At 62.8% G+C, this 25,030-nt stretch carries 23 protein-coding genes and 1 pseudogene; 10 read left to right on the top strand and 14 right to left on the bottom strand.

What is annotated here, in order from left to right; translation table 11 throughout:
• The first annotated feature begins 27 nt into the window (after nucleotides 1-27).
• From ACLIKD_RS19945 to ACLIKD_RS19925, 5 genes are read left to right on the top strand one after another with little or no spacing between them, the layout of a single operon-like run.
• On the top strand, nucleotides 28-1,422 hold the full coding sequence (locus ACLIKD_RS19945) for a carbonic anhydrase (RefSeq protein ID WP_428826392.1): 1,395 nt from the start codon (nucleotides 28-30) through the stop codon (nucleotides 1,420-1,422).
• Nucleotides 1,423-1,475: 53 nt separating this feature from the next.
• The gene (locus ACLIKD_RS19940; protein WP_428826391.1) at nucleotides 1,476-2,108 is read left to right on the top strand and encodes a TetR/AcrR family transcriptional regulator; all 633 of its coding nucleotides are present in this window, start codon (nucleotides 1,476-1,478) and stop codon (nucleotides 2,106-2,108) included.
• A gap of 60 nt (nucleotides 2,109-2,168) precedes the next feature.
• A complete protein-coding gene (locus ACLIKD_RS19935; protein ID WP_428826390.1) occupies nucleotides 2,169-2,822 on the top strand; it encodes a protein-L-isoaspartate O-methyltransferase family protein in 654 nt (217 codons plus the stop codon).
• The gene (locus ACLIKD_RS19930; RefSeq protein ID WP_226419959.1) at nucleotides 2,822-3,145 is read left to right on the top strand and encodes a rhodanese-like domain-containing protein; all 324 of its coding nucleotides are present in this window, start codon (nucleotides 2,822-2,824) and stop codon (nucleotides 3,143-3,145) included. Before ACLIKD_RS19935 ends, ACLIKD_RS19930 begins: the two co-directional genes overlap by 1 nt.
• 7 nt (nucleotides 3,146-3,152) lie before the next feature.
• The gene (locus ACLIKD_RS19925; RefSeq protein WP_428826389.1) at nucleotides 3,153-4,481 is read left to right on the top strand and encodes a TolC family outer membrane protein; all 1,329 of its coding nucleotides are present in this window, start codon (nucleotides 3,153-3,155) and stop codon (nucleotides 4,479-4,481) included.
• Here the strand turns inward: ACLIKD_RS19925 and waaA are convergent.
• Complete coding sequence (gene waaA / locus ACLIKD_RS19920) at nucleotides 4,447-5,706, bottom strand: lipid IV(A) 3-deoxy-D-manno-octulosonic acid transferase (RefSeq protein WP_428826388.1); 1,260 nt, start codon at nucleotides 5,704-5,706, stop codon at nucleotides 4,447-4,449. The two genes, ACLIKD_RS19925 and waaA, sit on opposite strands and share 35 nt — an antisense overlap.
• Nucleotides 5,706-6,644, bottom strand: a complete 939-nt coding sequence (waaC, locus tag ACLIKD_RS19915) for a lipopolysaccharide heptosyltransferase I (RefSeq protein ID WP_428826387.1) — start codon at nucleotides 6,642-6,644, stop codon at nucleotides 5,706-5,708. Before waaC ends, waaA begins: the two co-directional genes overlap by 1 nt.
• 55 nt (nucleotides 6,645-6,699) lie before the next feature.
• On the opposite strand from waaC, the gene ACLIKD_RS19910 reads away from it, so the two are divergent.
• The 4 genes from ACLIKD_RS19910 (at nucleotide 6,700) to ACLIKD_RS19895 (ending at nucleotide 11,230) form a co-directional block, all read left to right on the top strand.
• Complete coding sequence (locus tag ACLIKD_RS19910; RefSeq protein WP_428826386.1) at nucleotides 6,700-7,470, top strand: glycosyltransferase family 2 protein; 771 nt, start codon at nucleotides 6,700-6,702, stop codon at nucleotides 7,468-7,470.
• Between the two features lie 30 nt (nucleotides 7,471-7,500).
• Nucleotides 7,501-8,508, top strand: a complete 1,008-nt coding sequence (locus ACLIKD_RS19905; RefSeq protein WP_428826385.1) for an NAD-dependent epimerase — start codon at nucleotides 7,501-7,503, stop codon at nucleotides 8,506-8,508.
• Nucleotides 8,509-8,576: 68 nt separating this feature from the next.
• A complete protein-coding gene (gene glmS, locus ACLIKD_RS19900) occupies nucleotides 8,577-10,400 on the top strand; it encodes a glutamine--fructose-6-phosphate transaminase (isomerizing) (protein WP_428826384.1) in 1,824 nt (607 codons plus the stop codon).
• Entirely contained in the window at nucleotides 10,400-11,230 is an 831-nt protein-coding gene (locus ACLIKD_RS19895) for a symmetrical bis(5'-nucleosyl)-tetraphosphatase (RefSeq protein WP_428826383.1), read from the top strand. The genes glmS and ACLIKD_RS19895 overlap by 1 nt, the downstream gene beginning before the upstream one ends.
• A 238-nt stretch (nucleotides 11,231-11,468) precedes the next feature.
• Here ACLIKD_RS19895 and ACLIKD_RS19890 read toward each other — a convergent pair.
• The 10 genes and pseudogenes from ACLIKD_RS19890 to ACLIKD_RS19845 form a co-directional block, all read right to left on the bottom strand.
• A pseudogene (locus ACLIKD_RS19890) lies at nucleotides 11,469-12,041 on the bottom strand (lysophospholipid acyltransferase family protein); the annotation flags it as partial.
• Nucleotides 11,942-12,703 (bottom strand): GNAT family N-acetyltransferase, encoded by a 762-nt coding sequence (locus ACLIKD_RS19885; protein ID WP_428826382.1) that lies wholly within the window; start codon nucleotides 12,701-12,703, stop codon nucleotides 11,942-11,944. The gene ACLIKD_RS19885 and the pseudogene ACLIKD_RS19890, both read right to left, overlap by 100 nt.
• An 80-nt stretch (nucleotides 12,704-12,783) precedes the next feature.
• A complete protein-coding gene (locus ACLIKD_RS19880) occupies nucleotides 12,784-13,233 on the bottom strand; it encodes a glycine zipper 2TM domain-containing protein (RefSeq protein WP_428826381.1) in 450 nt (149 codons plus the stop codon).
• Nucleotides 13,234-13,243: 10 nt separating this feature from the next.
• Entirely contained in the window at nucleotides 13,244-14,179 is a 936-nt protein-coding gene (locus ACLIKD_RS19875; protein WP_428826380.1) for a carbohydrate kinase family protein, read from the bottom strand.
• A 7-nt stretch (nucleotides 14,180-14,186) separates the two neighbouring features.
• Nucleotides 14,187-15,266 carry a DUF3426 domain-containing protein gene (locus tag ACLIKD_RS19870; RefSeq protein WP_428826379.1) on the bottom strand — a complete coding sequence of 360 codons (1,080 nt, stop codon included), beginning with the start codon at nucleotides 15,264-15,266 and terminating at the stop codon, nucleotides 14,187-14,189.
• Nucleotides 15,242-16,132: a 50S ribosomal protein L11 methyltransferase gene (gene prmA / locus ACLIKD_RS19865; protein WP_428826378.1), complete on the bottom strand. Its 891-nt coding sequence runs from the start codon at nucleotides 16,130-16,132 to the stop codon at nucleotides 15,242-15,244. Before prmA ends, ACLIKD_RS19870 begins: the two co-directional genes overlap by 25 nt.
• Nucleotides 16,133-16,135: 3 nt before the next feature.
• On the bottom strand, nucleotides 16,136-17,494 hold the full coding sequence (gene accC, locus ACLIKD_RS19860; RefSeq protein WP_226417577.1) for an acetyl-CoA carboxylase biotin carboxylase subunit: 1,359 nt from the start codon (nucleotides 17,492-17,494) through the stop codon (nucleotides 16,136-16,138).
• Between the two features lie 7 nt (nucleotides 17,495-17,501).
• Nucleotides 17,502-17,954 carry an acetyl-CoA carboxylase biotin carboxyl carrier protein gene (accB, locus tag ACLIKD_RS19855; RefSeq protein WP_428826377.1) on the bottom strand — a complete coding sequence of 151 codons (453 nt, stop codon included), beginning with the start codon at nucleotides 17,952-17,954 and terminating at the stop codon, nucleotides 17,502-17,504.
• Between the two features lie 56 nt (nucleotides 17,955-18,010).
• Nucleotides 18,011-18,490 (bottom strand): type II 3-dehydroquinate dehydratase, encoded by a 480-nt coding sequence (aroQ, locus tag ACLIKD_RS19850; protein WP_428826376.1) that lies wholly within the window; start codon nucleotides 18,488-18,490, stop codon nucleotides 18,011-18,013.
• Nucleotides 18,491-18,529: 39 nt separating this feature from the next.
• Nucleotides 18,530-19,120, bottom strand: coding sequence for a hypothetical protein (locus ACLIKD_RS19845; protein WP_428826375.1), 591 nt, complete (start codon nucleotides 19,118-19,120; stop codon nucleotides 18,530-18,532).
• 50 nt (nucleotides 19,121-19,170) lie between these two features.
• On the opposite strand from ACLIKD_RS19845, the gene mpl reads away from it, so the two are divergent.
• On the top strand, nucleotides 19,171-20,517 hold the full coding sequence (mpl, locus tag ACLIKD_RS19840; RefSeq protein ID WP_428826374.1) for a UDP-N-acetylmuramate:L-alanyl-gamma-D-glutamyl-meso-diaminopimelate ligase: 1,347 nt from the start codon (nucleotides 19,171-19,173) through the stop codon (nucleotides 20,515-20,517).
• A gap of 92 nt (nucleotides 20,518-20,609) precedes the next feature.
• On the opposite strand, the gene ACLIKD_RS19835 is transcribed toward mpl, so the two are convergent.
• Nucleotides 20,610-22,886, bottom strand: a complete 2,277-nt coding sequence (locus tag ACLIKD_RS19835) for an NADP-dependent malic enzyme (protein WP_428826373.1) — start codon at nucleotides 22,884-22,886, stop codon at nucleotides 20,610-20,612.
• A gap of 104 nt (nucleotides 22,887-22,990) precedes the next feature.
• Nucleotides 22,991-24,988: a TonB-dependent receptor gene (locus ACLIKD_RS19830; protein ID WP_428826372.1), complete on the bottom strand. Its 1,998-nt coding sequence runs from the start codon at nucleotides 24,986-24,988 to the stop codon at nucleotides 22,991-22,993.
• Nucleotides 24,989-25,030 lie beyond the last annotated feature (42 nt).

Here is a 25,030-nt window from a genome sequence, read left to right as displayed (position 1 = left end):
ATTTAAAGAAAATAAATGGGGCATCACATGCGCTTATTGAGAATTGCCGCTCTCCTGGCCACCCTGCCATTGAGCGTTGCGGCGGCACCAACCTGGCAGACCATATCGTCCGAGCCGGGCAAGCGTATCGAACTCGACCGCACCAGCATCAAGCGCGAAGGCAACATCGTCCAGGCCCAGGGGCGGATCGTTCTCGAGAAGGAACTGATCGACATCCGCTCCGGTGGCGGCTATCGGGTCATCGAGGCGATCACCCGCTATGACTGCGGATCGCGCAATGCCAACACGATCAAGCGGATCTACAAGAAAAACGAAAACGAAACGGTCCGCGAAGAAGAACTGAAGGGCGGCCAAGTGCCGGTGCGGAGCGGCACGCTCGACGACAAGGTCCTGCGCGAAGTCTGCCGGCCGCCCAAGGAAGGCCAGGCGGAACTGGCGCAGAAGGCCAACGAGGCGGCCGGCCAGTTGAAGGAGGCCAACGAGGCACTGCTCAAGAAGGAAATGGCCAGGACGGAAAAATCGCGCCCGATGAAGGCCAACGATACCGAGCAGCCGGCCGTACCGTCGATCAAACCCAACTTGAAGGGCGCCGCGGAGTCCGCGAAAGCACAGATGCCGGCCGCCGAAAAAGCGACCGCCCCGCACATTGCCGTGCCAAGCGTGGCGGCCGCCAAGCCCCGGCGCGGGGCAAAATCCGGCGGCTACATGCTGGAGCTGGCCGAAGCCGAGCCAGCCCGCCAACACGCCGGCATCCACTGGGATTACGAGGGGACAGGGGGGCCGGAAAACTGGTCCAAACTCGACCCGAAAAACACCGCCTGCGCGATCGGCCAGCGTCAGTCGCCGATCGACATCCGGGATGGGATCAAGGTCGATGTCGAGCCGATTGCCTTCAAGTACCGGCCGTCGACTTTCCGCATCGTCGATAACGGCCACACTGTTCAGGTCGCCGTCGGCGACAATTCGATTTCCCTGACCGGCAAGACCTACGAACTGGTGCAGTTCCATTTCCATCGCCCCTCCGAAGAAAAGGTCAATGGTCAGCGTTTCGAGATGGTCGTCCATCTGGTGCACAAGGCCGATGACGGTCAGCTGGCCGTCGTTGCCGTGCTGCTCGAACGCGGCCCGGAAAACCCGTTCATCCAGACGCTGTGGAACAACCTGCCACTTGAGCGGCATCTCGAAGTCTCGCCGCCGACGGCACTGATCGATCCGGCGACGATCTTGCCCGGCGCCCGCAGCTATTACACCTACATGGGTTCGCTGACGACGCCGCCGTGCACCGAGGGCGTGCTGTGGCTGGTGATGAAACAGCCGGTTCAGGTATCTGAGGAGCAGATCAGCATCTTCTCCCGGCTGTACAGGAACAACGCCCGACCGATCCAGCCGGCGGCAGGCCGCCTGATCAAGGAAGGTCGTTGACCGCCGACAAATCGCGGTGGTAACTTAATGACCGATCGGTCATTAAGTTACCCATGCCTTACAGCCCCGCCCCCCGCAAACGCCGCAAAGATGCCCGCCCCTCGGAACTGAGCGCGGCCGCCTTGTCGCTGTTTGTCGAAAAAGGCTTTGCTGCCACGCGCCTCGAAGACATCGCGGCCCGCGCCGGCGTTTCCAAAGGCACGCTCTATCTCTATTTCGACGGCAAGGAAGCCTTGTTCAAGGCGGTCATCCAGGACGGCATCGTGCCCGTCGTGGCCGAGAACGAGGCAATTGCCGCCCGCCATACCGGATCGACCTTCCTGTTGCTGGAAAAGCTGCTCGACAATTGGTGGGCAGCCATCGGCCAGACCGATTTCGCCGGCATTCCGAAACTGATGGTGGCCGAGGCCCGCAACTTCCCCGAGGTGGCGCAGTTTTATTACGAGAACGTTATTCGACGCGCCCGCACACTGGTTGGCAACACCCTCGAACGTGGTATGGCTGAGGGTGAATTCCGGCGAATGGATGTCGAAACCACCATCGACGTCATCATCGCCCCGATCCTGATGCTGCTCATCTGGCGCTTTTCGATGGCCAATTGCCAGAGTAGCGAGGCCGACGCCGGGCTTTACCTGCGGATTCACATGGACCTGCTGCGCCAAGGCTTGCGTGCGAGTCAGGTATAATTTTATTTTGTCAGAATCAATATATTAGCCCATGCTAATATTAAGCCTGCGGAGACCCACATGAATATCGAGCAAGCGCGCTTCAACATGATTGAACAGCAGATCCGGCCTTGGGAAGTTCTGGATCAGCAGGTTCTCGATCTGCTTTTCGTCGTCAAGCGCGAGGATTTCGCTCCGCCCGCCTATCGCAGTCTGGCCTTCGCCGATCTGGAAATTCCGCTGGGCAGCGGCCAGGTTATGCTGGCCCCGAAAATCGAAGCCAAGATGTTGCAGGAACTGGCCATCAAGAAAACCGACAAGGTGCTCGAGATCGGCACCGGCAGCGGCTACATGGCCGCCCTGCTGGCCGCTCGCGCCGAGCACGTGGTCAGCGTCGAAGCGCGTCCCGAACTGGCTGAATTCGCCAAGCAGAATCTGGCGCGCAGCGGCGTCACCAACGTCACCGTCGAAACCGGCAACGGCGTCAATGGCTGGGCGCAAGGCGGCCCCTACGATGCCATCGTCATCTCCGGCTCGGTTCCGGTCCTGCCCGACGCACTGCTCAAGCAGTTGCGCGTCGGTGGCCGCCTGACGGTAGTGGTTGGCGACGCTCCGGTGATGGAAGCGCAATTGATCACCTGCACCGCCGAAGGCGTATACAACACCGTCAATCTGTTTGAAACGGTGATTCCGCCGCTCGACGGCGTCGCCGCCAAGGAAAGCTTCTCGTTGTGATTGATCAGGTTCGCGCCTCACAGGTTGCCGCGTGGCTGGCCGACGAGAGTCGGCCCAGCCCGGTGCTGCTCGATGTACGCGAACCCTGGGAATTCGAGATCTGCCATCTGGAAGGCGCCCGGCACATCCCGATGCATCTCGTGCCCGTCCGTTGCGCCGAGCTGGATCCCGAGCAGGAAATCGTCGTCATCTGCCATCACGGCGCCCGCAGTTTTCAGGTTGCAATGTTCCTCGAGAACCGGGGTTTTGGCGCCGTCCATAATCTGGCGGGCGGTGTCGAGGCCTGGGCGACGGAAGTTGACCCAACCATGTGTCGTTACTGAGAAAGACATGAAAAAGCTCGCCTGGATGTTGCTCTCCCCCCTGCTCGCCTCGCCGCTTCATGCCGCCGACCTGATGCAGGTCTACCGGGCGGCGCAGGATAACGATCCAACTTTCGCTGCGGCCCGGGCAACGCTCGATGCCGGCCGCGAAAAGATGCCGCAGGGCCGGGCCGGCCTGTTGCCCAGCCTGACGCTGTCGGGCAACACGGTGTGGAACCAGAACGAGATCGCGGCCCATAACGGCGCCACCTTCGCGAAACCGAATTTCAACTCCAATGGCTATCAGCTGACGCTTTCCCAGCCGCTGTTCCGCTGGCAGAACTGGGTCACCTACGACCAGTCGAAAATTCAGGTCGCCCAGGCTGAGGCCAACTTCGCCCAGGCCAGACAGGATTTGATCCTGCGGGTCGCCCAGGCCTATTTCGATGTCACTTATACGATCGAGAACCTGAGGGCCGTGCGCGCCAACAAGACCGCCATCGCCCAGCAGCTCGAATCGGCGAAAAAGAATTTCGAAGTCGGCACCGCAACCATCACCGACAGCCATGAAGCACAGGCCCGCTACGATCTGGCCATCGCTCAGGAAATCGCCGCGGAAAGCGATTTCGAAATCAAGCAGCATGCGCTGCAGGCCATCATTGGCCGGGAAGCCGGCGGGCTCGCGGCGCCGCGCAAAGATGCCGAACTCACCCCGCCACAACCGAATGACATGAACCAATGGGTTGCGGCAGCTGAAAAAGACAGCATTACCGTACAGATCCAACAGGCAGCCGCCGACATTGCCGCCCGCGAAGAGGACAAGCAGCGGGCCGGGCACTATCCAACCGTCGATCTGGTGGCCAATCAAGGCTACTCGAAGTCATATGCCTCGACCACGCTGGGCATGCTCGACACCGACTACAAGAATGTCGGTCTACAACTGAACATCCCGCTCTATCTCGGCGGTCAGGTGGTTTCCCGCCAACGTGAAGCGGCGGCCAACCGCAGTGCGGCTCAATCCAATCTGGAAACGGCTCGGCGCGGCGCCGCGCTTGCCGCCCGGCAATATTACCTCGGCGTCGCCAATGGCCTGGCTCAGGTCCGGGCATTGAAGGCGGCACTGGTTTCATCGCAGTCGGCTCTCGAATCGAACAAGCTCGGCTACGAAGTGGGCGTGCGCATCAATATCGACGTGCTGAATGCCGAAAACCAGGTTTATGTAACGCGCCGCGATCTGGCCAAGGCCACGCTCGACACCCTGCTTTCGCAACTCCGGCTGAAGGCGGCCGTCGGTTCGCTGGGTGACGACGATGTCGCCCAGATCAACGCACTACTTGATCCAGGCACTGCGCAATAAATTCCAGCATACGCTCGGTCGCCCCCTGGTGCGACTGGGCGAAACGACTGGCGGCCTGGCGCATCGCCGCCAACTCGCCTTCCTCCTGCAATAGCTGATCAACCGCTGCGCCAAGCGCCGCCGGACTGTCAATGCGGCGCGCCGCGCCGGCTGCAATGGCATCCTCGGTGGCCTGCAGGAAATTGAAGGTATGCGGTCCGACCAGCACCGGGCAAGCACAGGCCGCCGCCTCGATCAGATTCTGCCCGCCAAGCGGCAACAGGCTGCCACCGATGAAGGCGAGATCGGCCAGCGTGAAATAGGCGGCCATTTCGCCCATGCTGTCGCCCAGCCAGACCTGCGTATCAGGCTGCGGCAGGCCGGTGCTCCGCCGAACAACCCGCAACCCCTGCTGGCCGAGCAAGCCATCCACTTCGGCAAAACGTTGCGGATGACGCGGCACCAGCACCAGCAATGCCTCCGGCACCCGAACGGCGCGCCAGGCTTCGAGCACCAGCGGCTCCTCGCCCTCGCGGGTGCTGGCCGCCAGCCACACCGGGCGCTGCCCGATAACGGCGCGCCAGCGCTGACCGAGCGCGATGTTGTCGGCGGCAGGCGTGACATCGAATTTCAGATTGCCGCAGACCGCCAGCTGGCGCGCGCCGAGCGCAGCTATCCGCTCGGCATCGCCGGCCGTCTGCGCGGCCACCCCGCTCAACGCGGCAAATGCCGGCCGGACCAGCGCCGCGAGCTTGCCGTAGCCGCGCGCCGAGCGCACCGACAAGCGGGCGTTGGCCAGCATCACCGGGACTTGACGGGCTTGGGCAGCGGCCAGCAGGTTCGGCCAGATTTCGGTTTCCATCAAAATGCCGAAGGCGGGCGAGAAGTGTCGGAAAAACCGTGCCACGGCGCCCGGGTAGTCATAGGGCAGATAGGCCTGGATCACCCTCTCGCCATAAACCTGCCGGCCCGCCTCGCGGCCGGTCGGCGTCATCCCGGTGAGCAGGATGCGATGCTCCGGCCAGCAGGCTTGCAGGCCTTCGATCAACGGTTGGACGGCGCGCGTTTCGCCAACCGAAACGGCATGCACCCAGATCAGTTTTGCCGGCACCGGCTGGCGATAAAACCCGTAGCGCTCGCCAAGATGCTGCAAGTATTCCGCTTGCTTGCGCCCGCGCCAGAGCAGGCGCAGCCAGATCAGCGGCGTGATCAGGTAGAGGAACAGGGAATAGAGCAGGCGGGCCATCAGGCGAGCACCGGCTGCAGTTCGGCGAGCACGGCGGCGACGTCCGGAATCTGCGCCTTGCCGCCGAGGTTGCGGCAAAAGCCGGTGCCGAGCACGCCGGTCAGGCCGGGATCGGTCGCGGTATACAGCGCCACGGTCGGGATATCCAGCGCGACGGCAAGGTGGGTCAGGCCGGTATCGACGCCGATCGCGGCACGTGCTCCGGCCAGCACGGCGGCCAGATCCGGGATATACAGCGGCGGCGCGGCGACGGCACCGGGAATGCCGGCCGCCAGTCGTGCCGCCCGCTCGCGCTCGGGTTGCGTGCCGGCCGGCAGCACGGCGCAGATGCCACGGACGTGCAGAGCGCGGCCGAGTTCCAGCCAGTGTTCGTCCGGCCACAGCTTGTCGTCGCGACTGCTAGCGGTCAGGAAGACGACGTAAGGCGCGGGCGGCAGCCAGTGGGCACCTGACGGCGCCACCGCGACGCCGTAATCCGGGCCGCCTTCGACGGTGTAGCCGAGCGCCGCACCGGCCAGCTGGCGATTGCGCACCACGGCGTGCAGGTCGCGGGAAATGCTGAAGTGCCGGCCATAGAGGCTGGCCGCCAGCGGTTCGCGCGCCGAATCGGCGGCATAGCCGGCCAAGGGGCCGCGCGCCCGACGGGCGATGAAGGCGCTCTTGATCAGGCCTTGCGTATCGATCACCAGATCGTAGCGCTCGCGCTGGATAAGCCGGCCGAAAGCCGAAATCTCGCGCCAGGTCACGCCGCTCAACAGCTTCTTGCGCCAGCGCCGGATGGCGACCGGGATGATTTGGTCGACACCGGGATGCAGGCGCGGGATGGCCGCGAAACTTTCTTCGACGCACCAGTCCACGGCAGCATCGGGAAAATGCCGCTTGATGTCGCTAACCACGGGCAAATTGTGGATAACGTCGCCGAGTGAGGAAGTTTTCACAATCAGGATGCGCATCGGCAGATAAAATGACGGCTTTTCGAAGCCGCAATTATAGATGCCCATCTCGCGCCAGCCGCTTTCTGTTGCCATCATCACGCTCAATGCGGCCTCGCAGCTGGCGGCATGCCTGCACAGCGCGCGCTTCGCCGACGAGATCGTGGTCGTCGATTCCGGCAGTACGGATGGCACCCAGGCGCTGGCCGTGCAGCATGGCGCCCGGGTCATTCAGCAGGACTGGCTGGGTTTCGGGCGGCAAAAGCAGTTTGCCGTCGAGGCCGCGCAACACGATTGGGTGCTCTGCCTGGATGCCGACGAACGGGTCGCGCCGGACTTGCAGGCGAGCATCGAACAAACCCTGCAAGCCCCGGCCACTGGCGCCTTCCGTTTCCCCCGCTGCAACCGTTTTCTCGGCCGCTATCTGAAGCACGGCGAGGGCTACCCGGACTGGAGCTTGCGGCTGTTCGACCGCCGCCAGGCCCGCTGGTCGAATGATGCGGTGCACGAAAAAGTCGAGACCGATTGCCCGATCGGCGAGTTGACCGGAGACCTTCTGCACGACTCGGCCGAATCGCTGGCCAGCTACCTGACCAAGCAGAACCGCTACACGACGCTGGCCGCCGAGATGGCGCTGGCTGCCGGCAAGCGGGCGAGCTTTGGGCGCATCGTCGTCAGCCCGCTAATCCGCTTCATCAAGTTCTATCTGATCCGCCAAGGTTTTCGCGATGGCTTGCCCGGACTGATCCACATCGCCATCGGCTGTTTCAACAGCTTCGTCAAATATTCCAAAATGCTGGAGCGCCAGAATTCCGATGCTGCGCTGCGGTAAAATCCAGACATTCAATCAAGGGGTCGACCAGTGAAAATTCTCGTGACCGGCGCTGCCGGATTTATCGGCATGACTGCCTCTCTGCGCCTGCTGGCGCGTGGCGACGAAGTGGTCGGCCTCGACAACCTGAACGATTATTACGAAGTCAGCCTGAAGGAAAGCCGGCTGGCCCGCCTGACCAGTCACGCCAACTTCCGCTTCGTCAAGCTGGATGTCGGCGACCGGGCCGGTATGGAAGCACTGTTCGCCGCCGAGAAGTTCGACAAGGTGATCCACCTCGCTGCCCAGGCCGGCGTCCGCTATTCGATCCAGAACCCGCATGCCTATGTGGACAGCAATCTGGTCGGCTTCATCAACATTCTCGAAGGCTGCCGCCACCACAAGGTGCAGCATCTGGTCTACGCCTCCAGCTCGAGCGTCTACGGCGGCAACACCAAAATGCCGTTCTCCGAGCACGACAGCGTCGATCACCCGGTCAGCCTGTACGCCGCGACCAAGAAAGCCAACGAGTTGATGGCCCACACCTACAGCCACCTCTACGGCCTGCCGACCACCGGCCTGCGCTTCTTCACCGTCTATGGCCCGTGGGGCCGGCCGGACATGGCGCTGTTCCTGTTCACCAAGGCCATCCTCGAAGGCCGGCCGATCGACGTCTTCAACCACGGCAACATGAAGCGCGACTTCACCTACGTCGATGACATCGTCGAAGGCGTAATCCGCGTCCTCGACAAGACCGCCGCCGCCAACCCGGCCTACGACGCGATTTCCGCCGACCCGGCAAGCAGCAACGTGCCTTACCGCGTGTTCAACATCGGCAACAACAATCCGGTGCAACTGCTCGATTTCATCGGCGCCATCGAGAATGCCCTCGGCCAGAAAGCCGAGAAACGCCTGTTGCCGCTGCAGGACGGCGATGTCCCGGCGACCTTCGCCAACACCGATCTGCTCAACGACTGGGTCGGTTTCGTCCCGGGCACCACCGTCCAGGAAGGCGTCAGCCGCTTCATCGCCTGGTATCGCGATTACTACAGGATCTAGCCGTAAGCTATTGGCCATTAGCTGCTAGCCCCCCTCTAACCCCCTAACATCTAAGAGCTAACCCCTATATGTGTGGCATCGTCGCAGCAGCAGCCGGCAGCAACATCGTTCCCGTTCTGGTCGAGGGCCTGAAGAAGCTTGAATACCGGGGCTATGACTCGGCCGGGCTGGCCGTCATCCAGGGCGATCATATCGAACGCATCCGCTCGGTCGGTCGGGTCGCCGAACTCGAAGCCGCCTCGGCCACCACCCTCGCCGTCACCGGCATCGCCCACACGCGCTGGGCGACGCACGGCGTGCCGTGCGAGCGGAATGCCCACCCGCACATTTCCAACTCGATCGCCGTCGTCCATAACGGCATCATCGAAAACTACGAAAGCCTACGTCGCGAACTGGTCGCCCAGGGTTATGTCTTCACCTCCGACACCGACACCGAAAGCATCGCCCATCTGATCGATGCCGCGCTGAAAAGCGAGCCCGACCTGTTCGCCGCGGTACAGATCGCCTGCCGCCGCCTGGTCGGTGCCTATGCCATCGCGGTTATCGACCACCGCCAGCCCGGCAAGGTCGTCGTCGCCCGCGAAGGTTCGCCGCTCCTGCTCGGCGTGTCCGAGGCCGGCAACTACGCCGCTTCCGACGCGTCCGCGCTGCTGCAGGTGACCCGCAATATGGTCTACCTGGAAAACGGCGACATTGCCGAGTTGACCGCAGCGTCGGTCAGGATCACCCGTCTCGACGGCACGCCGGTCGACCGGCCGGTGCATGTCTCGCAGCTCTCCGCCGCCGCCGTCGAACTCGGCAATTACCAGCACTACATGCAGAAGGAAATCTTCGAGCAGCCGGAAGCACTGGCCAACACGCTGGAAATCGTCGGCGGCAGCAAGACTATCCAGCCCGGCATTTTCGGGGCCGAAGCCGCCACGATGCTCGACGATGTCGACTCGATCCTGATTCTCGCCTGCGGCACCAGCAGCCACTCCGGCTACACCGCCCGCTACTGGCTCGAAGCGATTGCCGGCGTGCCGTGTACTGTCGAGATCGCCAGCGAGTACCGTTATCGCACCTCGGTGCCCAATCCCCGCCAACTGATCGTCGCCATTTCCCAGTCCGGCGAAACCGCCGACACGCTGGCCGCCTTGCGCCACGCCAAGTCGCTTGGCCAGGGCAAGACGCTGGCCATCTGCAACGTGCCGGAATCGGCCATCGTCCGCGAATGCGCCCTGCGCTTCATCACCCGCGCCGGCCCGGAAATCGGTGTCGCCTCGACCAAGGCCTTCACCACCCAGCTCGCCGCGCTGTTCGTGCTGACGCTGGTCATGGCCAAGGTCAAGCAGCGCCTGAGCGCCGAGCAGGAAAGCGCCTATATCGACCAGTTGCGCCACCTGCCGGTCGCCGTCAACAAGGTGCTCGAACTGGAAAGCGAGATCAAGGTCTGGGCCCAGCGCTTTGCCGACAAGCATCACGCCCTCTTCCTCGGCCGTGGCCGGCACTTCCCGATCGCCATGGAAGGCGCCCTGAAGCTCAAGGAAATCTCCTACATCCACGCCGAGGCCTATCCGGCCGGCGAGCTCAAGCATGGCCCGCTGGCGCTGGTCGATGCCAACATGCCGGTGATTTCGGTGGCACCGAACGACCAGTTGCTCGACAAGCTGAAATCCAACCTGCGTGAAGTACAGGCCCGCGGTGGCGAACTCTATGTCTTCGCCGACGCCGATTCGGAAATCGCCGAGTCGGAGGGCGTCCATATCCTCCGCCTGCCGGAACATTACGGCGAACTGTCGCCGATTCTGCACGTCATCCCGCTGCAACTGCTGTCCTATCACGCCGCCCTGGTCAAGGGTACGGACGTGGACAAGCCGCGCAATCTGGCCAAGAGCGTCACCGTCGAATAATGGCGACCTACGCGATCGGCGACATTCAGGGCTGCTACGACTCGCTGTGCCGCTTGCTCGAGCACTGCGCCTTCGACCCGGCCGTCGATCGCCTGTGGCTGGTCGGCGACCTGGTCAACCGCGGCCCGAAATCGCTGGAAACGCTGCGCCTGATCAAATCGTTTGGCGACTCTGCCCTGACCGTGCTCGGCAATCACGACCTCTACCTGCTGATGGTCGCCGAGGGCGGCGCCAAGTTTCGCGGCAAGGACGACACCATCCAGTCCATCCTCGATGCGCCGGATGCCGCCGAACTGCTCGACTGGCTGCGCCATCAACCCTTGTGCCATACCGAAGGCGAATTCTGCCTGGTACACGCCGGCCTGCTACCGCAATGGACGGCCGCCCGGGCCCGCGAACTGGCGCGCGAAGTAGAGGCCGTCCTGCAAGGCCCGGATTACCGCGAATTCGTGATGAACCTGTGGGGCAGCGAACCGGCCGGCTGGTCGGACGATCTGACCGGCTGGCCGCGCCTCCGGGTGATCGTCAATGCGATGACCCGAATGCGCTTCTGCACGCCGGATGGCGTCATGGAATTCAAGGCCAAGGGCAAACTGAGCAATGCACCGGCTGGCCACCTGCCGTGGTTCGAGCTAGCCAACCGGCGAAGCGCCGATGCGGTACTGGTCACCGGTCACTGGTCGGCCCTCGGCCTGAAAGTCACGCCAAATCTGCTGGCACTCGATTCCGGCTGTCTGTGGGGTGGTCATCTAACGGCGGTGCGGCTGGAAGACCGACAGGTTTTTCAGGTGGATTGTGCGCGTGGGGAAGCGCTGCCGCTAAAGCGATAGCCTCGCGGGCTGCAACGGCAACCTGCCGACGATCCTCGCCATTGACGCCACGCAACGGCGTCGTCACCAGCCGGGCAATCAGGCGCCGGCGACCGAGAATGGCCCGCGTGCATTGGCCCAGCGTAATCGCGCCGTCGTAGCGCGGCGCCAGGCTACGCGTCCCATCCAGTTCCCAATAGGAAATCCCGATCGGCAAGACCGGCCGCCCGGCGGCCAATGCCGGCTGGATCAGCGCGGCGTGAAAATGCAGCAGATGGGTTCCATCCGTCGTCGTTCCCTCGGGAAACACCGCCACGTGGCGGCCCTTGTCGAGTAATTCGGCAATTTGCTGGTTGATGACCCGGGCATGCCCCCGGCTGCCGCGGCGCAGGAAAATGGTGTCGTTCTTGGCCGCCAGCCAGCCGATCAACGGCCAGCGGCGCACTTCCTCCTTCGAGACGAAGGCGGCCGGCAGCACGGCATTGATGACGTAAATGTCGATCCACGAAATATGGTTGGCAACCAGCAGCGCGCCGGGCGCCGCATGGGTCAGGTCGGCCTCGACCTCGACGCCCAGCGCATCGAGCAAGGCGATCGCCCAGCTGGCTTTGAGGCGCAGGCGGGCCGCCTCGCTGCACAGCGGAAAAACGCAAAGGACGAACAAAGCCCCGCTGAAAACCAGCAGGGCCAGGCGAAAAATCCGGAAGGTGCGGATCGGAAAATTGGTTTGGTTCAGTCTGGTTGTCCCAGGTAGTGTTTGGCGTAACGATCGGAAACCTTGGCCATCGGCATCAGGATCGGCAGGTCGGCCGTGTTGAAATCGGGATCCCACGCCGGTTCGCCACAAATCCAGGCGCCGGCACGCAGATAACCCTTGATCAGCGGCGGCGTTTCGGCCGGCCGGTCCTGCTGCAGCGCCGCCAGGGGCAGCGGGCAACGGGGAAAGACACGGTATTCCTGCGGCCCAAGATGCTCGGCAGCCAGACGATTATACAGACTGGCCGCAACGTGCCCACCGTCCGCCATGCTGATCGAGGCACAGCCCATCAGGTAATCGTAGCCACCTTCGCTCATGTACTGGGCAAGGCCGGACCAGAGCAGGGTAATCGTCGCGCCGGTACGGTAATCGGGGTGCACACAGGAACGGCCGATTTCGACCAGACGTTGCCGCAGGTGCTGCAGACGGGTCAGATCGAACTCGTTTTCCGAGTAATAGCCGATCTGCCGGGCTTTTTCCGGCGGCAGAATGCGGTAGGTCCCAACCACTTCGCTGGTCTGTACATCGCGCACGACCAGATGGTCGCAATAGGGGTCATAGATGTCGTGATCGACGCCCGGCGTGCGGCTGGGCAAATTGGCCCCCATCTCGCCGGCAAACACCCGGTAGCGCAAGCGCTGCGCTTCAAGAATATCGCTTTGGGTCCGGGCAAAACTGACCGCCAGCTTGGGACGATTGGCGCGGCGTTGTTCGGCGCCGCTCTGTAGCTTTTCCATGCTGCTCTCCACTCAGGTAGTGGAGAACAGCATGAAAGATCGGCATTACACGGCTATTGCACGCTCTTTACGGCCGCGTTTCAGCGGGTGACGCGCGACTCGCCACCGGAAGAGAGAACGCGGACCCGATCGCCGGGCCGGAATTCCTGCGGGTCTCCTTCCTGGACAATGACTATCAGTCGTCCGCCATCAAGCTGCACGGTGATCTCCATGGCCTGTCGGCGGGTCACTCCTTCCTCGATCGCCGCTCCGGCCAGGCCACCGGCGACGGCCCCGATTACTGCGGTCACCGCCGAACCCTTGCCATGGCCCAGCGTGCTGCCGGCAATACCGCCGACCGCCGCGCCAGCCACCGTGCCGACCGGCGACTTGGTGCCCTCCATCTGCACCGCCCGTACCGACTCGACGACGCCCTGGCGCACCGTCTGCTCGCGCCGCGCCTGATCGCGACTATAGACATCGCCGGATTTGCTGCTGGCACAGCCGCCCAGCAAGATCACCGAGAGCAACAGCAAGGAGAGCGTCTTCATAGTCTTGCCTTTACCAGAGAGCTACGCCAAAAGCGCGTTGATAGCGGGCGGCGATTTCCTCGCGACTTGGCTGATGGTTCTGTCCGCCCCGGTGGGCGATCTTGATAGCCCCCATCAGCGCTGCGAGACGGCCGGTCTTTTGCCAATCGAAGCCGTTGGCAATGCCATAGAGCAGGCCGGAACGGTAGGCATCGCCGCAACCGGTCGGATCGATCACCTGATCGGCCTCGACGCAGGGGATATCGAAACGTTGACCGTCAGAATGAATTTCCGATCCATCGCCACCGCGCGTCACGATCAGCGCCTGCACCTCGCGCCCGAGTTGCTCCAGGCTGCGCCCGGTCCTGTCGCACAGCAGCTTGGCCTCGTAATCGTTGAAACAGGCGTAATCGGCGAGACGCATGAAATCGAGCAGTTCGTCGCCGTTGAACATCGGCAGGCCCTGACCGGGATCGAAAATGAACGGGACACCGGCAGCAGCGAAATCGCGGGCGTGCTGCATCATGCCTTCACGACCATCCGGCGCAACGATGCCAAGCTTGGCCGAGGCCGCATGCTCGACCTTATTCAGATGCGAAAAGCTCATCGCCCCCGGGTGGAAGGCGGTGATCTGGTTGTCGTCGAGATCGGTGGTGATGAAGGCCTGGGCCGTGAAACCGCCCGGTACGTGGCGCACGTGGGTGCGCGGCAGACCGAGCTGGTCGAGACGATCGAGGTAGGGTGCGGCATCGTCGCCAACCGTCGCCATGATCAACGGTTCGCCACCGAGCAGCATCAGGTTGTAGGCGATGTTGCCGGCGCAGCCGCCGTACTCGCGGCGCATCTCCGGAACCAGGAAAGCGACGTTCAGGATATGAATCTGCTCGGGCAGGATATGGTTCTTGAAGCGGTCCGGGAAGACCATGATGTTGTCGAAAGCCAGCGAGCCGCAAATAAGTGTCGTCATAGGATATTCAGGGATAGAAAATGTAAAGGCGGTACCCGGCGGCACCGATATTTCTGGCTTCGATCCACAGGCGGACGGCGACTTCGCCATTCGCCGGGAAACGCTCGGCACTGATGCCAGGAGGCAGATACTCGGCAGCGCTCATCACCCGGCGCGACACCACGGTGTCGCTGGTGTCGGTCAGGGTCAGTTCGAGGGCCGGCCAGGCTTGGGCGTAATCCGCCCGATTGTGCAATGTCGCATTCAGGACGAACAGGCCGCGCGCATTGTCGGATTGCAGGTCGGAGGTTTCGATGGCCACCAGATTGGCATTTTGCGCCAGCGGAATGTCCACCCCGGCCAGCTCGTAAAGCGCCGCCGCAGCGGGCAGCCGTTGCACGAGCCCGGTCCGGAAGTGATAGAACAGTTGCCCGGCCAGCACCAGCAGCAACAGGCCAGCAACCAGCACGAAAGGCCAGACCGCATGCCGCGCCGGCTCGCTGGCGAAACCGCCCGGCGCATCGCTGGCCAGCGCACCGGCCGCCCAACGGTTGTAGGCTGGCGCATCGCTCAGCTCGCGGGCGGCGACCAGGCCTGCCTCACGCGCCGCCAGCGTCGATTCTTCCGCGGTTTCGCTACCCGGCTCGGCCAAGGCTGAAACCTCTTCGACGACCGGTTCAGGGGGCGGCGGATCGATCACCTCGAGTGCTTCAACTGCGGCCGGCTGCTCGGGCTCGACAAGCGCCTCGGGCAAGGGCTCTGTTGGCTCAGCGACCAGCGCCTCAACTGGCGGCTCATCGCTGTCCGGCGCGACCAAGGCCTCGTCGACCGCTGCGGCAATCGCCGGCGGTTCAGGTTCTGTTTCGGGGTCAGGTTCCGGCTGCGCTTCCGGCAGTGGCGCAAAAACCGGTGCAAGCTCGCTTGCCGGCTGGGCCACCGGCGGCACCTCGGTGTCCGGCAGAAACTCGTCGAAAGCGTTGAAGACAGATTGGCAATGTCCGCAACGAACCTTGCCAGCCTTCAGGCGCAACTGCTCGGACGTGACACGGAAGATCGTGGCACAGGCCGGACAGCGCGTCCGCATCAGGGCTTGCGCCCCGCCAGGCATACCCAGTCCTCACGCGTATCGGCCACTTGCAAAGGCAACCAGCGGGCGTAGATGGCAATGATTTCCTCGGCCTGCTCCTTGAGGATGCCCGACAAGGCGAGATGACCGCCGGATCGGACATGGCCGACGATGGCTGGCGCCAGAACACGGAGCGGATTGGAGAGGATATTGGCCACGACAACATCATACTCGCCGGCAACCGGTTCCGCCGAATCGGCAAACAAGGCCGTCACACCGTTACGCTCGGCATTGGCGCGGGCAGCTTCGACGGCCAGCGGATCGATATCGACCCCGGCGACCCGGCCGGCGCCGAGACGGGCGGCGGCAATGGCGAGAATGCCCGAGCCGCAACCGTAATCGAGCACGCTGCAAGCGGGCGAGACATTGCGTTCGAGCCACTCCAGACAGAGTCGGGTGGTCGGATGCGAACCCGTGCCAAAGGCCATGCCGGGATCGAGAATCAGATTGACCGCCGCCGGGTCGGGCGACTCATGCCACGACGGCACGATCCATAGACGTTCGGAAACGCGGATCGGATCGAACTGCGACTGGGTCAGTTGCACCCAGTTCTGCTCGGCCACATCCTCGATGCCAAAGCTCGGCACTTCATTCAGGCCAATCGCTGCAGCGGCTGCAGCCAGCAAGGCGGCCGCATCGGCATCCGGCTCGAGCAACGCGACGATGCGGGAACGCATCCAGCCCGGCGAATTGACCGAACCCGGCTCACCGAACTGCGCCTGCTCGTCCGGCGTGCCGGCATCGGCATCCTCGATCGAGGCCGACAGGGCGCCGGCTTCCAGCAGGGCATCGCACAACGGCTCGGCGTGCGACGCATCGGTCATGAAACTGACGTTTTGCCAAGCCATCGCTTACTGCTTCACTTCGCCCTTGTCGGCGAGTTTTTGTTCAAGGTAATGAATGCTGGTCCCGCCCTCGACGAAACGGGCGTCCTGCATCAGTTCCTGATGCAGCGGGATGTTGGTCTTGATGCCCTGGATGCTCATCTCGGACAGCGCGATGCGCATGCGGCGGATCGCCTGTTCGCGGGTATCGCCATAGGCAATCACCTTGGCAACCATCGAATCGTAATGCGACGGAACGGTGTAGCCCTGATAGATGTGCGAATCGACCCGGATGCCGGGGCCGCCCGGCGGATGGTAAAAAGCGATTTTGCCGGGAGATGGCACGAACGTGAAAGGATCTTCGGCGTTAATGCGGCATTCGATCGAGTGCCCGCGAACCACGATGTCCTTCTGGCGATAGCGCAGCTTTTCGCCGGCCGCAACGCGAATCTGCTCCTGGACGATATCGACGCCGGTGATCATCTCGGTGACCGGATGCTCGACCTGAACGCGGGTGTTCATTTCGATGAAATAGAACTCGCCGTTCTCGTAAAGGAATTCGAAGGTACCGGCCCCACGATAGCCGATCTTGCGACAGGCTTCGGCACAGCGTTCGCCGATCCGGTTGATCAGGCGGGCCGGGATGTGCGGCGCCGGCGCTTCTTCGATCACCTTCTGATGGCGGCGCTGCATCGAACAGTCGCGCTCGCCGAGGTAGATGGCGTTCTTGTATTCGTCGGCCAGAACCTGGATTTCCACGTGGCGCGGGTTTTCCAGATACTTTTCCATGTACACAGCTGGGTTACCGAAGAAGGTTCCGGCTTCCTGGCGGGTCATCGCCACGGCATTGACCAGCGCCGCCTCGGTGTGCACGACACGCATGCCGCGCCCGCCACCGCCACCGGCCGCCTTGATGATCACCGGGTAACCGACCGCCCGGGCGATACGCACGATTTCCTTGGGATCTTCCGGCAAGGCGCCGTCGGAACCGGGAACGCACGGAACGCCGGCTTCCTTCATCGAATTCTTGGCGGAAACCTTGTCGCCCATCAGGCGTATCGTTTCAGCCCGCGGACCGATGAAGACGAATCCCGAGGTTTCGACACGTTCGGCAAAATCGGCGTTCTCGGAGAGAAAGCCGTAACCCGGGTGGATCGCCTGGGAGTCGGTCACTTCGGCCGCGGAAATGATGGCCGGAACATTCAGGTAGCTCAGTGCGGACGAAGCCGGACCGATGCACACCGACTCGTCGGCCAGCTTGACGTATTTCGCCTCGCGGTCGGCCTCGGAGTACACCACGACCGTCTTGATGCCCAGTTCGCGACAGGCGCGCTGGACACGCAGGGCAATCTCGCCGCGGTTGGCGATCAGAACCTTTTCGAACATCGCCATATCAGCCAATCACGAATAGCGGTTCGCCGAACTCCACCGGCTCGCCATTGTCGAGCAGGATGGCCTTGATCACGCCGGAGGCGTCGGCTTCGATCTCGTTGAGCAACTTCATCGCTTCGATAATGCACAGGGTTTCGCCCTGCTTGACGCTCTGGCCGATCTGCACGAAAGACTCGGCACCGGGCGACGGCGAACGGTAGAAGGTACCGACCATCGGCGACTTGACAACATGGCCTTCCGGCAACTCGTCTTCGTCGTCGAGATTGACCGCCGAGGCGACTGGTGCGCCAGGCAGCGGAGCCGGCGGTGCGGCATAGTATTGCTGCGGCGCAGCAACGACACTGCCGTAATGTTTGGCGATGCGCACTTTTTCTTCGCCTTCGGTAACTTCCAGCTCGGAAATGCCGGATTCCTGAACGAGGTCGATAAGTTTCTTGAGTTTACGCAGATCCATGGATGACTCCCTTGTGTGTTGCGCCCGTTGGACACAAAAGGCCGGTCGAAGCCGGACTATTCAATATTGAGTTTGTTGAGCAGGTATTCGAGGGCCAGCAAATAGCCCTCATGACCGAGCCCGCAGATGACGCCGACAGCCAGGTCAGAGAAATAGGAATGTTGCCGGAACGGCTCCCGTGCGTGCACATTGGACAGATGCACTTCGACGAACGGAATCGCCACCGCCGCCAGCGCATCACGCAAGGCGACACTGGTATGGGTATAGGCAGCCGGGTTGATGATGATGGCGCGCACGCCCTGCTCCCGAGCGGCATGAATGCGCTCGATCAGCGCCCCTTCATGGTTGCTCTGAAAAGCCTCGAGATCGACACCGACGTTTTCGGCCATGCGGGCCAGCGCCATGTTGATATCCGACAGGGTCGTCCGGCCATAGTGTTCGGGTTCACGGGTGCCAAGCAGGTTCAGATTCGGCCCGTGCACCACCAGGATGCGTGCCTTGCCTACCGGCTTGGAAGCAGTTTTTCGCTTCGTCATGGCTGCAAGTTTGCCGTAATTGGCAACAAGTTGTCTAGTCTATTCCGAAAGTAGGGCACGCAGCGCATCGGCACGCGCCCGTTCGCGCGGACGACCGTCACGGTACTTCAAACTGACTCTTTCCTGTTGCGGCGGCAAAACGATCAGGTTGGCGCTGGCGGTATCGGTCTCCATGACCAGCACGGCTTCGACACGTTCATTGCGCGGCTCGACATGCACGAAATCAATGCCGCGATTGAGCAGGAAGATCTCGACCTCCTTGGCACTGTCGGCAAAAAGGAGGATGTCGATCGCCGAATGTTCACCTGCCGTCCCTTCGAGCACCGAACCGGTTAGATACGGACGGAAATCGGCCAGTAGATCGAGCAGTTCGAGCGCCGTATGGCGCAGCGCCAGGAGCTGCTCCTCGTGATCCTCGCCCTGATACAGGCTGCGGTAGGCGCGCAACTCGGCCTCAACCTCGGCGTTGTCGGGAAAACCGACATGCTCGGTCAGACCAAGCTGGCGGGCCGCCTTGCGCTTGGCCAGGTGGTAATCGGTAATGCCATCCTCTGCCATCAGTCGGGCAGCGGCACTGGCGATGGCGGCTCGCGCGCCGTTGAGCGGGCGAGCCCTGTCATGACGGGGCATAGGGGCACGATCAAGGTAAAATCACGTCCATTCTAACGGGTCCAAGTCTCATGCACATTCATATTCTCGGTATCTGCGGCACCTTCATGGGCGGCGTGGCCCAGCTGGCCGCAGCTTCCGGCCACAAGGTAACCGGCTGCGATGCCAATGTTTATCCGCCGATGAGCGACCAGTTGCGCGGCGCCGGGGTCGATTTGATCGAGGGCTTCGCTATCGAGCAACTCGCCCTGCAACCCGATGTTTTTGTTGTCGGCAACGCCATTTCGCGCGGCAATCCGCTGCTTGAAGCGATTCTCGACAAGGGACTGCCCTATGTTTCCGGCCCGCAATGGCTCGCCGAAAATGTCCTGCAAGGCCGCTGGGTCCTCGGTGTCGCCGGCACGCACGGCAAGACGACGACCAGCGCCATGCTGGCCTGGATCCTGGAAGACGCCAACCTGCAGCCGGGCTTCCTGATCGGCGGCGTGCCGCTGAATTTCGGCGTGTCCGCCCGGCTTGGCGGCACCCCGTTCTTCGTCATCGAAGCCGACGAATACGACACGGCTTTCTGCGACAAGCGCTCCAAGTTCGTGCATTACCGGCCACGGACCGCTGTTCTGAACAACCTCGAATACGATCACGCCGACATCTTCGCCGACCTGGACGCCATCGAGACGCAATTTCACCATCTCGTGCGTACTCTGCCGGCCTCCGGGCTGATTGTCTCGAACGCCAACGAAGCCAGCCTGGAACGTGTGCTGCAGCGCGGCTGCTGGACGCCGGTCGAGCGCTTCAACGATCCGGTCGGCTATCGCGTCAGCGGTGACGATGCCGGCGGCGAGTTGATTCTGCACGGCGCGCAGGGCGAAATCGCCCGTACCTTCTGGCAACTCTCCGGCGACCACAACCGGGCCAATGCCTGTGCCGCACTGCTTGCCGCCCGCCATGTCGGCGTACCGCTGGCCCAGGGCCTGGAAGCCCTGTCCCGCTTCGTCAATGTCAAACGGCGCATGGAAGTGCGCGGCGAAGTCGGCGGCATCACGGTTTACGACGATTTTGCCCATCACCCGACAGCCATCGCCACCACCGTCGCCGGACTGCGCCGCAAGGTTGGTACGGCACGCATTCTCGCCGTTCTCGAGCCGCGCTCGAACACCATGAAGCTGGGCACCATGAAGAGCCAGTTGCCAGACAGCCTGCGCGAAGTCGATGCGGCCTTCTGCTACGCGGCCAATCTCGGCTGGAACGCCCGCGAGGCTCTGGCCCCGATGGGTGACAAGGCGGTCGTTGAAGACGATTTAGGCGAACTTGTCCGCAAGATCGTTGCAGCCGCCCATTCCGGCGACCATATCCTGGTGATGAGCAACGGCGGCTTTGGCGGCATTCATGGCAAGTTGCTGGCTGCGCTGAAGAATTGATCCAACTGGTCAGCGGTCGCCGGCCCTGAAATGAAAAATGGCTGCCACCGTTACCGGGGCAGCCATTTTTTTGTATTGCCGCTGGAGCCTGCTTAGCGCTCCATCGACTCGACCACAGCGAGCGCCGTCATGTTGACCAGACGGCGGACGGTGGCCGTCGAAGTCAACACATGGACGGGACGGGCCACGCCGAGCAGCACGGGGCCGATCGTCACGCCTTCGCCGGCGGTCATTTTCAGGAGGTTGTAGGTGATATTGGCGGCGTCGATGTTGGGCATGATCAGCAGATTTGCTTCACCCTTCAGCGACGACTCCGGGTTGGCGGCGCGGCGGACTTCCTCGGACAAGGCCGAATCGCCGTGCATTTCGCCATCGATTTCCAGTTCGCCGTTGGTCATGGCCGACACCAGAACCGCGGCGCGCGCCATTTTCCTGGACGATTCCGAGGATGCCGAGCCGAAGTTGGAATGCGACAGCAAGGCGACCTTCGGAAGTACGCCGAAACGTTTGACCTGCTCGGCAGCGGTTACCGTCATTTCGGCGATCTGTTCGGCCGTCGGGTTTTCGTTGATATGGGTATCGCAGATGAACAGCGAACGACCCGGCAGCATCAGATAGTTCATCGCCGCCAACGTATTGATGCCCTGGCGCTTGCCGATGATCTGGTCAATGACCCCCATGTGGTGGCTGAACTGGCCGGTCGTGCCGCAGATCAGGCCGTCGGCGTAGCCCAGCTTCAACAGCATGGCGCCGATCAGTGTCGGCTTGCGGCGCAGCGCTTCCTTGGCGATGGCCGGAGTCACGCCATGGCGTACCATCAGCTTGTGATAAGCCGTCCAGCATTCGCGGTAACGCTCGTCGGACTCCGGATTGACGATGTCGAAATCGACTCCCGGCTTGATGCGCAAGCTGGCCTTGGCCAGGCGATGCTCGATGACGGCCGGGCGACCGATCAGGATCGGGCGGGCAAAATTTTCCTCGATGACCACCTGGGCGGCACGCAGCACGCGCTCGTCTTCGCCCTCGGCGTAGATGATGCGCTTGCCCTGGGCCCGGCGGGCGGCCTGGAAGATGGCGCGCATGCCGACACCGGTGTGATAGACAAACTCGGACAGCTTGGCGCGATAGGCCGCCCAATCGGTGATCGGCCGGGTAGCGACGCCCGAGTCGATCGCCGCCTGGGCAACCGCCGGGGCGATCTTGACGATCAGGCGCGGATCGAAAGGCTTGGGAATAAGGTATTCCGGGCCGAAGGTAATGACCTGATCCGGGAAGGCCATGGCCACTTCGTCGGTCACCTCGGCTTCGGCCAGTTCGGCAATGGCACGCACCGAGGCCATCTTCATCTCTTCGGTAATACGCGTGGCGCCGACATCGAGCGCACCGCGGAAGATGAAGGGGAAACACAGCACGTTGTTGACCTGATTGACGTAGTCGGAGCGGCCAGTCGCGATGATGACGTCAGGCCGCACGGCCTTGGCCAGTTCCGGCATGATTTCCGGGGTCGGGTTGGCGAGCGCGAAAACGATGGGTTTGTCGGCCATGCTGGCGACCATTTCCGGCTTGAGCACGCCACCGGCGGACAAACCGAGGAAAACGTCGGCGCCGACCATCGCATCGCCCAGCGTGCGGTTGGTCGTTTCGCGGGCGTAACGGGCCTTGGTCGCTTCCATGTTGGCGTCGCGGCCAACGTAGATGACGCCCTTGGAGTCGCAAACGGTGATGTTTTCACGCTTGACGCCCAGTTCGCACCACAGGTTCAGACAGGAAATGGCTGCGGCGCCGGCGCCGGAGCAGACCACCTTGATCTCTTCGGCTTTCTTGCCGACCACTTTCATGCCGTTCAGCATGGCGGCAGCAGAAATGATCGCCGTGCCGTGCTGGTCGTCGTGGAAGACGGGAATGTTCATCCGCGCCTTGAGCTTCTCTTCGATGTAGAAGCACTCCGGGGCCTTGATGTCTTCGAGATTGATACCACCGAGCGTCGGCTCCATGGCGGCGATCATGTCGATCAGCTTGTCCGGATCGTTCTCGGCCAGTTCGATGTCGAAAACGTCGATACCGGCGAATTTCTTGAACAGGCAGGCCTTGCCTTCCATCACCGGCTTGGCGGCGAGCGGGCCGATGTTGCCAAGGCCGAGCACGGCAGTGCCGTTGGTGATGACGCCGACCAGATTGGCGCGCGACGTCATTTCAGCAGCCATCGAAGGATCTTCGACGATCAGGTCGCAGGCGGCGGCAACGCCGGGCGAGTAGGCCAGGGCGAGATCGCGCTGGTTGGTCAGGCCCTTGGTCGGGCGAACGGAAATCTTGCCGGGGGTTGGCCAGCGATGATATTCAAGTGCGGCTTCGCGCAAATCTTTTTCCACGAAATCTCCTTGGGTTTTCTATTAGTAGGGAAAACCCTAAAGGGTACTCCAAAGCGCCCGGCGATGCCACGTGGAAAACACCTAGCTGTCGGCTGGCGCTCCTTCTAGAAGCGATGCGTCAGGGTCAGGCGGAAGCTGCGCGGCTCGGCCGGGTGGACGTGCCGGTCGAATGTCGGACCCGCCTCATTGGCCAGTTGCGAGTCGTACCAGTATTCGATGTCATTCACCTTGCGGTCGAACAGGTTGTAAACATCGAGCGCCAATTGCGTTCGCTGGTCGAACTTGTAGCCGATGCGCCAGTTGGTCAACGCGGAGGCCTTGGCGCGCACCGAGTTATCCTCGAGCAATGGGCGCGGCCCGAAGTAGCGCAGGCGCAGGGAGGAGAACCACGGACCCCGGCGATCGATGGTCAAGCCAAGGTTGGCGGTCGCCGTGACGGCACCGGGAATGTAGGCGCCGGCTGGATCGGCATCGCGGAAGCGGGCATGCGACCAGGCGAGGTCGGCGTCCACGGCCAGCCAGTCAGCCGGCACGTAGAGGTTGGTCCACTCGACCCCATAGCGCCGCGACGGGCGAGCGGCCTCAGTGGTACCGGCATCGCCGACAAAGAGCAGTTCCGAAGCGGCATCCAGTTGCCACAGCGCCAGGGTCGATTGCCAGCCAGGCACGAGTTCCGTGCGCAAACCGACTTCCCGGCCCTTGGTACGAACCAGCGGCTTGACCCGGTCGACCGGCGTCGTGCCGTCGCGCGGATCGACCGTGATGGTGGTGCCGCGCCCATCATTGGAATGAAAGCCGTGACCGTAGTTCAGATAAAGCTCGGTTTTCTGCCACGGCCCGAAGACGAGCGCCAATTTCGGCGTCACCATCTGGTCGCTGGCGCGGCCGGAATTGGCGCTCATTCCCGAATCGACGGTGAACTCGTAGGCATCGCCGCGCAGCCCCTGCGTCGTCCGGAACCACGGCGTCCAACGGATCTCGTTCTGCGCCCACAGCGAGAGACTGCGCTGGCTGAGCCGGTCCTCGCGCACGGTACTGACGGTAGCCCGCTGACTCGTCGCGTAGAGGCCGAGCGGACTGAGGCGATCCATCCGGCCCTGGACGCCGAAGCTGTTTTCGACAGCGAAACGCCCCCACTGATCGAAAATCGCCTGCGCCGCTGAAAACCCGACCGCCTGCCGCCGCTCGGCCTGCTTGAACTGATCGCCGCTGGCGCAAGCGCCGGTGGCCGCCTGATCGTTCAGGCAATACTGAAAGTTGGACCACAGATCGAGGCCGGATTTCAACCACCAGAGATTGGCCTTGGTCTGGCTGTGTGCGCCACGTTGCGCCCATTCGCCGGCCAGACTGTAGCGAAAGGTCTTGCCACCGGTCGTCGAATCGAGCGAACCGAAACGGTCGACCTGACCGCTGTCGATCGCCCGTTCGGCGATCTGGTCGGTCGATGTCCACCGCCCCTGGTAGGCCATGCCGGTCACCGACCAGCCACCGTGGCGCGAGCCCTGACTGTAGCGCAGCACCCCGTTCAGCTTGCGATAGTGCTCGTCGACCTGCCATGGACCATCGTTATGGAACAGTTCGAGCGCGTAGAGCAGATTGCCGCCGGCTGACTCCGGCGAGCCGGCCAGCAGGCTGCGGGCATAGCCGTTCTGGCCAAGCGTCAGCTGCGCCAAACCGGCATCGAGCCGGCGGAAATAGTCGATACGAGCCGTCCCGGCTGACGAAAAGTCGCCCTCTTCGGCAAAATACGGCCCCTTGCGATAGCTGATGCGATCGACCAATTCCGGGATCAGAAAATTGAGGTCGGTGTAGCCCTGACCATGGGCATGACTCGGCATATTGACCGGTACGCCGCCGACATAAGTGGCGAAATCGGTGCCGTGGTCGAGATTGAAGCCGCGCAGAAAATACTGATTGGCTTTGCCGTCACCAGCGTGCTGCGTGACGATCAGCCCGGGCACCATTTCCAGCGCTTCGCCGGGGCGTAGCATCGGCACCGCAGCCAGGCGCTGGCTGGAAACCACGCCCTCGCTGGCGGAGGCAGCGATACCTTCGAGATTTTCGGCACGGGCGCGGACTTCGACCGCCGACAGTTCGGTCACCGTATGGGCGGAAGCACTGCCGACCGCAGCGAGAAGGTATGA

Source organism: Azonexus sp. IMCC34842 (assembly GCF_050368855.1).
GTDB classification, from domain to species: domain Bacteria; phylum Pseudomonadota; class Gammaproteobacteria; order Burkholderiales; family Rhodocyclaceae; genus Azonexus; species Azonexus denitrificans_A.
This window is presented reverse-complemented; position numbering and strand designations above follow the sequence as displayed.

Excerpts from the sequence above, each read along its gene's own strand:
- ACLIKD_RS19875 (WP_428826380.1), bottom strand. The coding sequence starts at position 14,179 with ATGACGACACTTATTTGCGGCTCGCTGGCTTTCGACAACATCATGGTC.
- ACLIKD_RS19870 (WP_428826379.1), bottom strand. The coding sequence starts at position 15,266 with ATGCCTGGCGGGGCGCAAGCCCTGATGCGGACGCGCTGTCCGGCCTGT.
- ACLIKD_RS19925 (WP_428826389.1), top strand. The coding sequence starts at position 3,153 with ATGAAAAAGCTCGCCTGGATGTTGCTCTCCCCCCTGCTCGCCTCGCCG.
- mpl (WP_428826374.1), top strand. The coding sequence starts at position 19,171 with ATGCACATTCATATTCTCGGTATCTGCGGCACCTTCATGGGCGGCGTG.
- accC (WP_226417577.1), bottom strand. The coding sequence starts at position 17,494 with ATGTTCGAAAAGGTTCTGATCGCCAACCGCGGCGAGATTGCCCTGCGT.
- ACLIKD_RS19940 (WP_428826391.1), top strand. The coding sequence starts at position 1,476 with ATGCCTTACAGCCCCGCCCCCCGCAAACGCCGCAAAGATGCCCGCCCC.
- ACLIKD_RS19935 (WP_428826390.1), top strand. The coding sequence starts at position 2,169 with ATGAATATCGAGCAAGCGCGCTTCAACATGATTGAACAGCAGATCCGG.
- glmS (WP_428826384.1), top strand. The coding sequence starts at position 8,577 with ATGTGTGGCATCGTCGCAGCAGCAGCCGGCAGCAACATCGTTCCCGTT.
- ACLIKD_RS19895 (WP_428826383.1), top strand. The coding sequence starts at position 10,400 with ATGGCGACCTACGCGATCGGCGACATTCAGGGCTGCTACGACTCGCTG.
- ACLIKD_RS19845 (WP_428826375.1), bottom strand. The coding sequence starts at position 19,120 with ATGCCCCGTCATGACAGGGCTCGCCCGCTCAACGGCGCGCGAGCCGCC.
- waaA (WP_428826388.1), bottom strand. The coding sequence starts at position 5,706 with ATGGCCCGCCTGCTCTATTCCCTGTTCCTCTACCTGATCACGCCGCTG.
- aroQ (WP_428826376.1), bottom strand. The coding sequence starts at position 18,490 with ATGACGAAGCGAAAAACTGCTTCCAAGCCGGTAGGCAAGGCACGCATC.
- ACLIKD_RS19945 (WP_428826392.1), top strand. The coding sequence starts at position 28 with ATGCGCTTATTGAGAATTGCCGCTCTCCTGGCCACCCTGCCATTGAGC.
- ACLIKD_RS19910 (WP_428826386.1), top strand. The coding sequence starts at position 6,700 with ATGCCCATCTCGCGCCAGCCGCTTTCTGTTGCCATCATCACGCTCAAT.
- prmA (WP_428826378.1), bottom strand. The coding sequence starts at position 16,132 with ATGGCTTGGCAAAACGTCAGTTTCATGACCGATGCGTCGCACGCCGAG.
- ACLIKD_RS19885 (WP_428826382.1), bottom strand. The coding sequence starts at position 12,703 with ATGGAAAAGCTACAGAGCGGCGCCGAACAACGCCGCGCCAATCGTCCC.
- accB (WP_428826377.1), bottom strand. The coding sequence starts at position 17,954 with ATGGATCTGCGTAAACTCAAGAAACTTATCGACCTCGTTCAGGAATCC.
- ACLIKD_RS19880 (WP_428826381.1), bottom strand. The coding sequence starts at position 13,233 with ATGAAGACGCTCTCCTTGCTGTTGCTCTCGGTGATCTTGCTGGGCGGC.